This window comes from Duganella sp. S19_KUP01_CR8, assembly GCF_036688705.1.
Taxonomy (GTDB): domain Bacteria; phylum Pseudomonadota; class Gammaproteobacteria; order Burkholderiales; family Burkholderiaceae_D; genus Rugamonas.
In genome coordinates this window covers 86,613-100,208 of the sequence record NZ_JAQQPR010000004.1, presented here as the reverse complement: position 1 = coordinate 100,208, position 13,596 = coordinate 86,613, and the positions used below count along the sequence as shown (strand labels likewise).

The following is a 13,596-nucleotide window of genomic DNA, read 5'->3' as shown; positions in this document are numbered from 1 at the left end:
CCTTTACTAAACGGCTGCGCAGCGGCGAACCAGAACGTTGTTTGAAAAATACCGCTGTGCTAGAGTCAGGCATGCGAAAACTCCCTGCGATGCTGCTCTGCTGCCTGCTCTCTTCTGCCTTCCGGTCCGCACATGCCGATGCCGTGGTCGGCGCGTCGCGCCCCAAGGTGGCGGTTGTGCTGTCCGGCGGCGGCGCGCGCGGCGGCGCCCACATCGGCGTGCTGAAGGTGCTGGAAGAGCTGCATGTACCGATCGATATGATCGTCGGCACCAGCGCCGGCGCCATCGTCGGCGCGGCCTATGCCAGCGGCATGCCGCTGGCCGACATCGAGCGCGAGATGCAGACGCTCAGCACCGCCAACCTTTTCCATGACGTCGCCCGAGGCGACCTGTCGATCGCCCGCAAGAGCGACGACGCCGGCAGCTACGTCGGGCCGGAGATCGGCATCGGACCGGGTGGCCTGTCGCTGCCCAAGGGCGCGGTGTCCGGCGTGGCGCTGGAGGCGCTGCTGCGGCGCCTGACCGTGCGCCAGGGCGATCCCGATTTCAACCGGCTGCCGATCCGCTTCCGCGCCATCGCCACGGACGTCAGCGACGGCGAGATGGTGGTGCTGGATCACGGCAACCTGGCGCAGGCGATACGGGCCAGCATGGCCATCCCCGCCGTCATCAGTCCCGTGGAGATCGACGGCCGGCTGCTGGTCGATGGCGGCGTCTCCCGCAACCTGCCGGTCGATGTGGCGCGGCAAATGGGGGCGGAAGTCATCATCGCCATCAATATCGCCACGCCGCTGCTCAAGCGGGAAGAAATCAAGTCGGTGCTGTCGATGTCCGAGCAAATGATGCGCATGCTCAGCGCCAGCAACCTACGCACCTCGCTGACCCAGCTCGATCCGCAGGTCGACGTACTTGTCACCCCCAACCTCGCCAGCGTCGATGCCGGCAGCTTCGATCTGCTGAAGGAGGCAGAAGGCTACGGCGAACAGGCGGGCCGCGATGCCGCCGCCAAGTTGCGGCGCTACGCCGTGTCACCGGAAGACTACGCGGTGCTGAGCGCGCGCCGCCACAGAGCTCATGCGCCGCAGGGCGTGCTGCTGTCGGCGGTGCGCATCGACGGCACTCAGCGGGTGCCGGAGGAATCCCTGCGCGGCACCATGGACACCAAGGCCGGCGACCTGTTCGACGCCCACAGGGCGGAACGCGACATGCGCCGCCTGTACGGACGCGGCGACTTCGAGCATGTCAGCTACGCGCTGACGCCGCAGCAGGACGGCCGCCATGAGATGACCACCACCGTCAATGAAAAATCCTGGGGCCCGCAGTACCTGCGGCTGGGCCTGGGCGTATCGACCGACTTCGAGGGCGATTCCTTCTTCTCGCTGCGCGCCATGCATCGCTGGACCTGGCTCAACGCGCTGGGCGCGGAATGGCGCAACGATCTAGAGATCGGCCACACGGACCGCCTCAGCACAGAATGGCTGCAACCCCTGACGCCGGCGCAGCGCCTGTTCGCCAGCGCCTACCTGTCCGGAGAGCGCTCGCCGCTGGACGTCTACTCCAAGGGCGCGCGGCTGGCGCGCTACCGCCACGAATCGATCACCACCGGCTTGGATCTGGGCGTGCCGATCGCCGAATGGGGAGAGGCGCGCATCGGCGTCGCGCGCGGCCACGTCAACCTGCTGGCCGACACCAGCTTCGTGCCGCCGTCCGAGCTGTTCCCCCGCGCGCGCACCGGCGGCGTGCAGATGCGCCTGCGGGCAGACACCTTGGACAACAGCGCCTTCCCGCGTTCCGGCGCCAAGGCCGACTTACAGGTCTATTCGTCGCGCACGGCGCTGGGCGCGGACACCAACTACAACAAGGTCTCGTTCTCCGCATTGACGGCGGTGGCCACCGGTCCGCATTCCCTGCAAGGCGCGCTGGAAGTACAGCACAAGCTGGGGGCCAGCGATTTGCCGGATCACGAGATCGTCTCGTTCGGCGGTTTCCTGCGCATGTCCGGCATGCGCACCGGCGAATTGTTAGGCAATAGCCTGCACTTCGGTCGCCTGGTCTACAACTACCGTATTTCGGCGCCGGGATTGCTGGACGGCGCCTACATCGGCGCGTCCGCGGAACTTGGCCGCGTCGGCAACACCATCGACTCGCAAAACGGCGAACAGACGGTGCGCAGCAACGCGCTGTACATCGCCATCGATACGCCATTGGGGCCGCTGTATTTCGGCGCCGGCCGCGCCTCGCGCAACCAGACGGCCTTATATCTGCTGATCGGGAAGCCCTGACGGGATGATCTCGGCGATCATCTCGCCCGCATCATCGATCCCGCATTCGCGGAAGCCGAAGCTGCGATAGAACTCGCGCGCCACCGCGTTGCCCGGCTTGTAGTAGATGATGATCCGTTGGACATCCGGCTTCGCGCGCAGCTCCGCCAGCAGCAGCGCCATCGCCTTGCGGCCTATGCCCTTGCCTTGCTGCGGAAAGTCGACCATGAAACGGTAGATGCCGTACAGACCGGGGACATCCTCCGCCCGGCAGTCGTATAGCAGGAAGCCGGCCGGTTCGCCGTCGCAGTAGATCCCATGCGTGAAGAAGTCGGGATAGAACTTGGACTGCGCGATCGAATAGGCATTGCTGTCCAGGTAATCGCGCTGGTGCTCCGGCAGCTCCATGTCCATGAAGCTCTCGAAATTGTCTTCGTCGATGTCTTGCAGTGTGACGTGTGTTGCCATTGAAATCCTCAAGCGATTATATTCAGTCCGCCATCGACATACACCGTGCTGCCCGTCAGGCGGTGAGCATATGGTGAAGCCAGGTAGGCGCAGGTGTTGCCGACATCGAGGATGTCCACCAATTCACCCAGAGGTGCACGGGCTACGGCGTCGCGCAGCAGCAGTTCGAAGTCCTTCAGGCCCGACGCAGCCCGGGTTTGCAGCGGCCCCGGCGAGATGGCGTGCACGCGGATGCCCTTGGGACCCAGCTCATAGGCCAGATAGCGGCAACAGGCCTCGAGCGCAGCCTTCACCGGCCCCATGACGTTGTAGTTCGGGACCACCTTCTCGGCGCCATGGTAGCTCATGGCGAACATACTGCCGCCGTCCGTCATCAGCGGCACCGCCAGCTTTGCCATGCGTACGAAGGAGTGGCAGGACACGTCCATCGCCTGCAAAAAGCCATCCAGCGAACAGTCCAGCAATCCGCCTTGCAGATCGGCCTTCGGCGCGAAGGCGATCGAATGCACCAGGATATCCAGCTTGCCCTGCCCTGCCAGCGTCGCGAACAGCGCCTCCATCTCACCGGGCTTCGTCACATCGAGCGGCAGCAGCTGGGCGTCGATTTCCGTCGCCAGTGGCGCCACATGCGGCAAGGCCTTTTCGTTCAGGTAGGTGAGCACGACTTCCGCGCCCAGCTTGCGGAACGCCAGCGCACAACCCCAGGCGATCGAATGCTCATTGGCGACGCCCACGACCAGTGCGCGCTTGCCGGCCAAAATTGGATAAATCGTTTCCGTGTTCATGTCAGCTCCAGTAGCGTCAGCGTGTGACGGGCTATCATCAATTCTTCGTTGGCGGGCACCACCCAGACCGCCACTTTGCTGTCGGCGTCGCTGATGCGCGCCACGCCGCGCGGATTGGCCGCATTGGCGGCGGCGTCCAGCTTCACGCCCAGCCAGGCGGCGTCGCGGCAGACGGCGGCGCGCAGGGCGACGCTGTTCTCGCCTATGCCACCGGAGAAGACCAGCGCATCGAGGCCGCCCAAGGCAGCCGCCAGCGATCCGAGTTCGCGGCCGATGCGATACACCATCAATGCGATGGCGGTCTTGGCACGTGGATCGTCGCTCTGCTCCAGCGTGCGCATGTCCGAAGAAATGCCGGAGACCCCGAGCAGGCCCGATTCCTGGTACAGCAACTTCTGCACCGCGCCGACATCCATGCCCAATTCATCGATCAGGTACAGCACCACGCCGGGATCGAGCGCGCCGCAGCGGGTGCCCATCGGCAGGCCGTCGACGGCGGTAAAGCCCATCGAGCTGGCGACGCTGCGTCCCGCCGCCATCGCGCACATGCTGGCCCCGTTGCCCAGGTGCGCAGCCACCACCTTGGCCCTGGCCCGCGAAGCATCGGCTTCCGGCAGGCGGCTGGCGATGTATTCGTATGAAAGTCCGTGGAAACCGTAGCGCCGCACGCCCTGCTCCGTGATCCGTGCCGGCAGCGCGAAGGCCTGCGCTACCGCCGGCTGGCCGACGTGGAAGGCGGTGTCGAAGCAACCAATCTGCGGCACGTCCGGCGCCATCGCCATCACGGCGCGCACCGGCGCCAGGTTGTGCGGCAGATGCAGTGGCGCCAGCGGTATCAGCTGCTCCAGCGCGGCCAGCACTTCAGGATTCAGGCGCTGCGGCCCGCTATAGGCCACGCCGCCATGCACTATGCGATGGCCGACCGCCACCACCCGACGGCCTTCGAGATGGGTCTGCGAGAAGTCGATCAGGAAGCGCATGCCGGCTTCGTGGTCCAGCGGCGCGTCGGGCCAGCTGTGCGCTCCGATGGACTGGCCCTGCGCGTCCTCGGCGCTGAAGCGCGTGACGCCGCTATAAAGGTTCTCGATCTTTCCCTTGAAGGTCAGCGCCAGCGCGGCGCCGCTGAACAGCGAGAACTTGATGCTCGACGAGCCGGCGTTGATGACGACAATGCTATCGTTGGGAGCCACTGCGTCAGCCTCCCAGGATGCGGGCGTCAGCCAGCTTGCTGTGCGCCACCAGCACCGCCACCGCGCAGGAAGCCAGGCGAGCGGTCACCGAGTCGGCGCGGCTGGTCAGGATGACAGGCACGCGGGCGCCAAGCACGATGCCGGCCGCCGCCGCGCCGGCCATGAAGGTCAGGCTCTTGGCCAGCATATTGCCGGCCTCCAGATCGGGCGCCACCAGGATGTTCGCCTTGCCAGCCACCGGCGATACCAGATGCTTGATGGCCGCAGCCTCGGGATCGATGGCGTTGTCCATCGCCAGCGGACCATCGAGGATGCCGCCGGTGATCTGGCCACGGTCCGCCATTTTGCACAGCGCGGCCGCATCGATCGTCGACGGCATCTTGGCGCTGACCGTCTCCACGGCCGCCAGGATGGCCACCTTGACGGGATCGAACTGCAGCACATGCGCGAGGTCGATGGCGTTCTGGATGATGTCGACCTTGTCGTCCAGCGTGGGATTGATGTTGACGGCGGCGTCGGTGATGATCAGCGGCTCGCTGCGGCCCGGCACGTCCATCACGAAGCAGTGGCTGAGACGGCGGCCGGTGCGCAGGCCGGTGTCGCTGGCGACCACGGCGCCCATCAACTCGTCGGTATGCAGGCTGCCCTTCATCAGTACCGCTGCCTTGCCTTCGCGGATCAGCTCCACCGCGCGGAACGCCGATGCGTGGCTATGTTCAGTATCGATCAATGGCAGCGCGGAGATATCCAGTCCCGCTTCCTCGGCCGCTTTGCGGATGCGCGCTTGCGGGCCGACCAGTATCGGGTTGATCAAGCCCATGCGGGCGGCGTCCAGCGCCGCTTCCAGCGCGTGGCGGTCGCACGGGTGCGCGACGGCGACCGTCACGGGTCCTACTTTGCGCGCCGCGGCGATCAGTGTTTCGTAATTCGGGTGAGGCGTGTTCGGGGCATTCATCTACTCTCCTCGGCAGTAAGCCTGGGGAATGATATCAATAATTACAGAAAAAGCAATTTTCAAATGGTTTAACCCCGTTTGCTCCGCTGGTCCGTTACATGCAAGACGCCGGGCTTTTCCGGTGAAGGAGACGTCATGTTACGCCCATTGCTAGTCGTGTTTTTATTGATGGTATCGACGATGGCCCAAGCCAATAGGCCGCTGCCGCCCATCATGCCGCCCCGTCTGATCGCCCCGCACGCGCAAACGCCGGTGCGCCTGCAAAGCCTGCGCATCAACGCGGAGATCAGCGGCGGCCTGGCCCAGACCACCGTGGAGATGGTGTTCTACAATCCCAATGCGGTTCAACTGGAAGGTGAACTGCAATTCCCGCTGCTGCCCGAACAACGGGTGACGGCCTTCGCGCTCGACATCGACGGCGCGCTGCGGCCGGCCGTGCCGGTCGAGAAGGCCAAAGGCCGCATGATCTTTGAGGAGGTCGAACGCCGCCGCATCGATCCCGCGCTGCTGGAGGTCACGCAGGGGAACAACTTCAAGCTGCGCGTCTATCCGATACCGCCGCGTGGCACCCGCACCGTGCAGCTGAAATACGCCGAGCCGCTGGCGCGTCTTGAAGGCCAGCGCCTCTATCGGCTGCCGCTGGCCTACGGCGACAGCATTGCCGAATTTGATCTGGAACTAAATGTGCATGGCGCGACCACGCCACCGCAGCCGCGCGGTATGTTGGGCGGAATGCAGTTCGAGCGGCAGCAGGACGGCTATCGTGCCCGCGTCAGCAAAAGCGCCTACCGCGCCGACGGCACGCTGGAACTGGCACTGGCCGCCTCCACGCAGCCGCAAACGTTTGTGCAGGAATTCGACGGCGAGACCTTCTTCCTCAGCGAGATCGCCGTCGCCGGCGACAATGCGCATGGAGCACGCTTGCCGCCGGCAGTACTGGGTCTGTTATGGGACAGCTCCGGCTCGGGCGCGCAACGCCAAACCGAAGCCGAACTGGCCGTGCTGGATCACTACTTCAAGGCCGTGCCCAATGTGGAAGTGCGGCTGATCCGCCTGCGCGACCGCGCCGAGGCCAGTCAACGCTTCCGCGTCGTCAACGGCAATTGGACCGCCTTGCGGGCGGCGCTGGCAAGCACCGCGTACGATGGCGCCAGTGCGCTGGGCGCCTGGAAGCCGGAAGCGGACATCAACGAATACTTGTTGGTCAGCGACGGGTTGTCCAACTACGGCGACGCGCCCTTCCCCACGCTGGCCAAGGCCCAGCGTTTGTATGCCTTGAATTCGGCGCTGGTGTCGGACAGCGGGCGCCTGGCCGCGCTGGCGGAACGTAGCGGCGGCCGTCTGGTGCAGCTGCAGGCGAACCAGCCGGCGCAAGCCGCGCAGGCACTGCTGGCGGATACGCTGCGATTGAGCGACATCGCCGCCACCGGCGCCAGGGATATTTCGGTCGAATCGCATGAGCCGCAGGACGGCATCCTGCGCATCGCCGGACGCTTGACGCAGCCCTCGGCCGAACTGACACTGACTTTGACGCAGCAAGGCAAGAGCCGCACTGTGCCCCTGCCAGTGAATGCCAATGCGCCATATCATCCGCTGGCCGCCGGCATGTGGGCCAGCTATCGCCTGCACGCGCTGGAGGCGGACTACGATTTGAAGCGCGGCGAAATTCGCCGCCTCGGCCAACGCTTCGGCATACCCACGCGCGAGACCTCGCTGCTGGTACTGGACCGGCTGGAGGACTATGTGCGCTACGAGATCGAGCCACCGGCCGCCAACAAGGAGGCCTACGCCCAGCTCAAACAAAATCGCCTGGTATCGCAACGCCGCATTACAACACAGCACACCGATCAGATTGTGCGCGAGTTTGAGCAAAAGGTCGCGTGGTGGGAAAAGAGCTATCCGAAATCCGGCTTGCCCAAGCTGATCGACTTCAAGGGCACGGAAGAAGAGTCGGCCGACGCCGCGTCGGAGCCGATCAGGGCGGCACGCTCGGCATACGCGCCATCAGCGGCAGCGACCGTGCCAATGGCGCCGCCACCGCCGATAGCCCTGGCATCGCCCACGTTGTCCTATGGCCGTGCCGATGCGCGGCGCATGGAAGCCGCCGCCAAGCCAATGGCGGCGCCAGTGGACGACACAACGAACGTCGGCATCCAGCTCAAGAAATGGTCACCCAACGAGCCGTATCGCGCACGCATGAAGTCCGCCAAGGCGGCCGACCTGTATGCGATCTATCTGGACGAAAAACCGAACTACACCAACAGCAGCGCCTTCTTCCTGGACAGCGCCGACATGTTGCTCGAACAAGGCCAGCGTGACCTGGCGCTGCGCGTGCTTTCCAACCTGGCGGAGATGAACCTGGAAAACCGCCAGGTATTGCGTATCCTCGGCTACCGCCTGCTGCAAGCCGGTGAGCAGGCGCTGGCGATCCCTGTCTTCCAGCAAGTGCTGCGGCTGGCCGAGGAAGAACCGCAATCGTATCGCGACCTTGGACTCGCCTACGCCGCCGCCGGCCAGGTGCAGCCCGCGATCGACCAGCTTGCGGAGGTGCTGAACCGCCCATGGGACGGTCGCTTCGCTGAGATCGAACTGGTGACGCTGGCGGAGCTCAATGCGATTGTCGCCAAGGCCGCAGTCAAGCCGGATACCAGCCGCATCGATCGCCGCCTGCTGCGCAACCTGCCGCTGGCCTTGCGGGCCGTGCTGACCTGGGATGCGGACAACACCGACATCGACTTGTGGGTTACCGATCCGAACGGAGAGAAATGCTACTACGCCAACCGCTACACCCACCAGGGCGGCCGCATGTCGCGCGACTTCACCGGCGGCTACGGGCCGGAGGAATTTTCACTGCGGGTGGCCAAGCCGGGCAAGTATCGGGTGGAGGTCAACTCGTTCGGCCATCGCCAGCAGATCGTGGCCGGCGCCACCACCGTGCAGCTGCGGCTCAGCACAGGCTTCGGCACGGCGAAACAGCGCGACCAGATGGTGACGCTGCGCCTGCGCGACACCGGCAGCACGGTACTCGTGGGAGAGTTTGACGTTAATTGATCGCGTCGAGTTGCTGCCGTAGTTCAGGCGGCACCTCGGCATCGGGATAGCGCATGCGGAACTTCAACCACTCCGCATGCGCTTCTTTCGTTTGGCCTGCCTTCAGCATCTCGGTCATGCGGGCCAGCCAGGCAGGCGCGGACAAGGCTTCCGCCGCTGGCGCGCTGCGCATCAACACCGGCGGCGCGGCGGAATAACCCAGTACCTTCTGCTCGGGAGCAGAAGCAGGCGACGTAGCCGGCGCGGCAAGCATCATCGGCTTTTGGGCGCGCGCGTAGTCGGCGGAGGCCGACGATTCAACAGCAAACGGCTTGGATGGCGGAGGCGCCGCTGCGATTGCGCTATCCGCAATGGCGATATCGGCGACCGGCGCTGGCGGCGTCATAGGCCGAACCACCGACCGCTTCACCTGCGCCAGCTTCGGTGCCGGCGGTGGTGGCGGCGCCGATACGCTTGCGGCAGGCGCTTCCTCAACCGGGCTGGCGGCCGCCACTTTTGCATCCGACGGCGCGGCTTCCTGCGAGGCGACTTCCCGTTCAGCCACCGGCGCGAACGCCTCCGGCATCAAACCGCGCACCACAAACAACGCCAGCACCACGCTGGCGGCAAGGCCGAGAGGAACCCGCGCCCGCCGCAGATAGTGGCGCGCCGGCGGTGCAGCAGGCGCCGCATCATGCACCGCATCGTTGGCCGACGCCCCCGGCACGGCCGCGCCGTCCAGATCCGAGGCCGCCCGCGCCAGGATGGCGGCGGACAAAGCCTCCGGCAGCTGCGGCTGCGGCAACGCCCCCAGTTGACGCGCCAATTCCCCCTCGCCTTTGAGGAAGTCTTCGAACTCCGCGTCTTCAGTGTGATCGTGTGGATTCATGCTCTCGCCTCTTCGGCCGACGGCGCCAGTTCCTGACGCAATTTGCGCATCGCATAACGCAGGCGGCTCTTCACCGTCTCCACCGGCGCCGCCACCAGCTCCGCGATTTCTTCCAGGCTCATGCCGTTGAACTGCTGTAGCACCAACGCCTCGCGCTGGTCGACCGGCAGCAACCGTATCATCGCATGCAAACGGCTGGTCTGCTGCTTGCGTTCCAGTTGGCCGTCGGGCGCCGGGCTGTCGTGTGCTGCATCGGCCACATGATCGAACCAGCCCTCCTCGCCGCCGTCGCTGGCCAACAGCACGCGTTCGTTCATGCGTATCAGGTCGATCAGGCGATTGCGGGCGATCTGGAAAAGATAGGTACGGAAGCTGGCGCCGGGTTCATAGCGCGCGCGGGCCTGGTGCAGATTGGCCCAGCTGTCCTGCATGATGTCGTTGACCCACTCCCGGCGCGGCGAGCGCCATGCCAGAAACAGATACAGCCCCTGGCTGTGGCGTTGATACAGTTCCGCGAACGCCGCCAGATCGCCATCGCGATAGCTGAGCATGAGGACTTCATCGGATCGTGGGGCGGACATGGCGTAATGATAACGCAGGGACCTGCTGCCCGAGGCCCGCGTATTGTTACCAAATATTGCCGCTCCAGAAGATCCGGTCACATCGTCCAGGTGCGCAGCCCGATCCAGCCGATCGACCATGCGTAAGCGGCGATGCCCAGGATCCCGGCCGACGTCAGCCCCGCATGCCAGCGCACCAGCCGGCTGGCGTGCTTGTTCCTTAGCCCCTGCCAGAGGCCGGCAGCCGCCAGCAGCGGGAACGCCACGCTGCACAACAGAATCGGCACTGAAAGCATGCTCGGCGCGGCCAGCATTGCCATGGTGCCGATGCCTCCACCTATGCCGATCAGGGGCAGGATGAAGGTGGCACACAAGCAGCCAAAGGCCAGCAACGGCATGAGCCGCAGCTTCCAGCCGCCCTTGGCTTGCAGGGTGTTCCGATACGCGGCCACGCCCCAGACAGGCAAAGCCAAAAGGCCAAATACGCCGCCAAGCAAGGCCAGCGCGGCCACGATGGCGGAGCCGGCGACGCGCCAGGTGGCTTCACGCTTGCGGTCCCCCAGGCCGCCGGACAGGACGTAGGTTTCTCCGTCTTGCACCGCGAAGGCCAGGCTGGCCGCTTCCCGATCGGCGCGGCGGAACGTGTGCTTGCCGGTCGGCAGGTAAGGCTTGCCGCCGACACGCAGGCCGCCATCGACCAGGGTGACCCTCGACATGCCCAATACTTCCGCATAGGGCCGCATCAAGTCCTTGGCCGGCGTCACGTTGCGGTAGAAACCGGTCAGGGCCGCGAGTTCCGCTCGCTCGACGGGGAACAATGGAGCTGGCGCCAACACATGCTTGCGGCTCAGGTAAGCCTGGATCAGGCCGGTAATCGGAGTCCGGAAGTCGACACCCTCGCCGCCATTGGCCAACACCACATAACCGCTGCCTTGCACGGCGGAATAGCCGTAGACGGAGGTAAAGGAATCGATTTCACCGTTGTGGCCACGGAAGCTTGGCCCGGCGTCATTCAGCGGGAAGTTGCCCAGGCCATAGCCTCCGCCCAACCCCACCCGCGCAGCCAGCGAGGACTCGCCGTGTTCGATACGCTCGACCGCCTGCGGCGACAGGATCCGGTGCCCATCGACTGTACCTCTGCCAACAAAGAACAAAACCAGGCGCGATAGTTCCCGCACGCTGGTGGCCAGCGATCCGGACGGCGGCATGATGATGTGCTGGTACGGCGTCGGCGCGCCATCGGGTGCGTAGCTCTTGGCCAGCTTGGCCGCCAGTTCAGGCGTCAGCGTGAAATCGGCGCTGGCCATACCCAACGGCCGCAGCACATGTTCGCGTTCATAGGCCGCGAAATCTTGCCCCGCCACTTTTTCCAGCACATAGCCCGCCACGGCAGGGCCGGCGTTTGCATAGACGGCAAACTGGCCAGGCTTCCATCGACTGACGTACTCCGGGCTGGCGAACTCGACGCCGCGCCGCACCGACCAATCAGGACCATTCTGCAGCTCGACACGGGTACTAATGTCAGGCCAGCCGGTCGTATGTTCGAGCAGGTGAACCAGGCGTACCGGGTCGCTCTGTTCCCATGGATTGTTGAAGCTGATCTCGGGCGCGAGGTCGGCCAGTCGCGCATCCAGTTTCAATTTGCCGTTGTCGACCAACTGCATGATGGCGATGCTGGTGAAGCTCTTGGAAATCGAGGCGGCACGAAAGATCGTATCCGGCGTGACCAGTTCGCCGCTGGCCTTGTCCGCCACGCCATAGCCTTTGAGAAGGACTATCTTGCCGTCTTCCACCAGCGCCAGCGCCGCGCCCGGGATGCCGCGCTGTGCAAACATTTTTGCCAGGCGCTGGTCCAGCTCGTCCAGCGTGGACGGTGCCGGCTCGGCGGCAATCGCCATCGCGCCGCTGGTCATCACCAGCAGCAGCGCGCCGAGCAAACGGAAGGGGTTTAATGACGGCATCGGTACTCCTTTGAGCGTGTTTAGTGTACTAGTGAAGTAGCACAGTAAGGCAATCATAGAGCATCTTGGTTGAAATGCAAGTCAATTTTTAAGGGTTAGTAGATCTCGCGGCGCAGGCGCTGCATCTGCTGCTCGTGGCGTTCCACCCAGCGGCGGGCGTCGTCCAGCTGCCGCTCCAATTGCCGGATATAGTCGATGAGATCGCGGCGCTCCTGCTCGCGGCGGGAGTCCTGTCTCCTTGTGTCGTCGTTGACCACGCGGTCCTTGGCCTCCAGGTTCGAGCGGATCTCGCGTAGCAGCCGGTCCAGCCGATGGCGGGCGTCGTTCAGGCGCCCCGATATCTCGTTGACGTCGTCGACCGCCTGGCGATACTTGGCCGCAGCCACTTCATAATCCTGGCCGCTGAGATAAGCGTGCTTTAACTGGTTGCGCAATTCGCCGCGGCAGACCTCGACCGCCATGCCGCTGTTGCTGCGGCCTCGCTCGAAGGCGTTCTCCGGCATGCAGTACTTGGCGTTCTGCGCGTCCCAAGCCGCCGTGTACAGATCGCGGGTCGCCGCGATCACAAACACGCCGTTGCGGCTTGCGTTGGCGATGCGGTCGTCCAGCATGAAGGGTTTGCCGTAGCCGTCGTCGGCGCCGGCCTGGCGCCAATAGTCGGTCAGGCGCGCTTCCCAGGCCTGGCGATACTCGGATTCGAAAATCTTCAGGCCCTTGGCGCGCGCCTCCTTGCTGCGTATGGCGAAGTCCTTGCCGCTGACGGCATCCTGCGTGCCGAGATTGCGCCAGTAGTTGACGATCTCGCCGTTCCAGGCAGCGCGGTAGGCTTCCTCCTGCACCTGCACGCCGGCGCTGCGGGCGTTGGCCGCGCGGTCGCGGAAGGCGCTGTCCGGCGTGCCGTTGCGCGCGTCTGTGTAGCCGGCGTCCTGCCAGAAGGTGCGGTTGCCGATCTGCCAGCCGTCGGTATATGCGGCTTCGTCGAAGCGCAGCTGCATGCCGGCGGCCCTGGCGCGTGCGGCATCCTTCTGGGCCGACAGTGGCTGGCCCTCGGTGCCGGAGCGTTTGCCCAGTCCTTTCCAATACTCGGAATTGCCGATCGCCCAGCCGGCATCGTAGGCGGGACGGTTCACTGGCGTCTTGTGCTTGCGAACGTCGTCGCTGGCGACGTGTGCGTCATATTGCGGCTGGAGTCCCTTGCCGCCATCCTGCTGGCCGAGCTGCGACCACAGGTCCCAGTTACCCTGCGCCCAGCCGGCGAGGTACTGCGCCTCGGCGCCGATGGCAGCGGGCTTCTTGTCGTCGGCGTGATCGTCGCAGAAGTCCTTGCGCTCGGCGTAGTCGGACGGCTCGCCCTGCACACCGTCCTTATGCCCGATGGCGGTCCAGTCGCCGACCTTGCAGTCGGCGATGCGCTGCATGGTGGATTGGCAGCCGGCCAGCAGCAGCGGCACGGCGAGGATCAGTGGTCGAAAACGGGTCAGATAGTTCATGGCGGCT

At 65.1% G+C, this 13,596-nt stretch carries 10 protein-coding genes; 2 read left to right on the top strand and 8 right to left on the bottom strand.

The window, feature by feature from the left end; all coding sequences use genetic code 11:
• Positions 1 to 71: 71 nt before the first annotated feature.
• Positions 72 to 2,282 carry a patatin-like phospholipase family protein gene (locus tag V6M89_RS05630; RefSeq protein ID WP_332852271.1) on the top strand — a complete coding sequence of 737 codons (2,211 nt, stop codon included), beginning with the start codon at positions 72 to 74 and terminating at the stop codon, positions 2,280 to 2,282.
• On the opposite strand, the gene V6M89_RS05625 is transcribed toward V6M89_RS05630, so the two are convergent.
• From V6M89_RS05625 to V6M89_RS05610, 4 genes are read right to left on the bottom strand one after another with little or no spacing between them, the layout of a single operon-like run.
• Positions 2,256 to 2,729 (bottom strand): GNAT family N-acetyltransferase, encoded by a 474-nt coding sequence (locus V6M89_RS05625; RefSeq protein ID WP_332852270.1) that lies wholly within the window; start codon positions 2,727 to 2,729, stop codon positions 2,256 to 2,258. The genes V6M89_RS05630 and V6M89_RS05625 overlap by 27 nt on opposite strands.
• Positions 2,730 to 2,737: 8 nt before the next feature.
• Positions 2,738 to 3,514: an enoyl-ACP reductase FabI gene (gene fabI / locus V6M89_RS05620; RefSeq protein ID WP_332852269.1), complete on the bottom strand. Its 777-nt coding sequence runs from the start codon at positions 3,512 to 3,514 to the stop codon at positions 2,738 to 2,740.
• A complete protein-coding gene (locus V6M89_RS05615; protein ID WP_332852268.1) occupies positions 3,511 to 4,704 on the bottom strand; it encodes an acetate/propionate family kinase in 1,194 nt (397 codons plus the stop codon). Before V6M89_RS05615 ends, fabI begins: the two co-directional genes overlap by 4 nt.
• A 4-nt stretch (positions 4,705 to 4,708) precedes the next feature.
• Positions 4,709 to 5,659 (bottom strand): phosphate acetyltransferase, encoded by a 951-nt coding sequence (locus V6M89_RS05610; RefSeq protein WP_332852267.1) that lies wholly within the window; start codon positions 5,657 to 5,659, stop codon positions 4,709 to 4,711.
• A 135-nt stretch (positions 5,660 to 5,794) separates the two neighbouring features.
• On the opposite strand from V6M89_RS05610, the gene V6M89_RS05605 reads away from it, so the two are divergent.
• Entirely contained in the window at positions 5,795 to 8,710 is a 2,916-nt protein-coding gene (locus V6M89_RS05605) for a VIT domain-containing protein (protein ID WP_332852266.1), read from the top strand.
• Here V6M89_RS05605 and V6M89_RS05600 read toward each other — a convergent pair.
• The 4 genes from V6M89_RS05600 to V6M89_RS05585 all read right to left on the bottom strand — a co-directional run bounded on the left by V6M89_RS05600 (position 8,703) and on the right by V6M89_RS05585 (position 13,589).
• Positions 8,703 to 9,578 (bottom strand): hypothetical protein, encoded by an 876-nt coding sequence (locus tag V6M89_RS05600; RefSeq protein WP_332852265.1) that lies wholly within the window; start codon positions 9,576 to 9,578, stop codon positions 8,703 to 8,705. The two genes, V6M89_RS05605 and V6M89_RS05600, sit on opposite strands and share 8 nt — an antisense overlap.
• Positions 9,575 to 10,129, bottom strand: coding sequence for a sigma-70 family RNA polymerase sigma factor (locus V6M89_RS05595; protein ID WP_332852264.1), 555 nt, complete (start codon positions 10,127 to 10,129; stop codon positions 9,575 to 9,577). The genes V6M89_RS05600 and V6M89_RS05595 overlap by 4 nt, the downstream gene beginning before the upstream one ends.
• A 107-nt stretch (positions 10,130 to 10,236) precedes the next feature.
• A complete protein-coding gene (locus V6M89_RS05590) occupies positions 10,237 to 12,099 on the bottom strand; it encodes a serine hydrolase domain-containing protein (protein WP_332852263.1) in 1,863 nt (620 codons plus the stop codon).
• A 95-nt stretch (positions 12,100 to 12,194) separates the two neighbouring features.
• Positions 12,195 to 13,589 carry a DUF2799 domain-containing protein gene (locus V6M89_RS05585; RefSeq protein ID WP_332852262.1) on the bottom strand — a complete coding sequence of 465 codons (1,395 nt, stop codon included), beginning with the start codon at positions 13,587 to 13,589 and terminating at the stop codon, positions 12,195 to 12,197.
• Positions 13,590 to 13,596 lie beyond the last annotated feature (7 nt).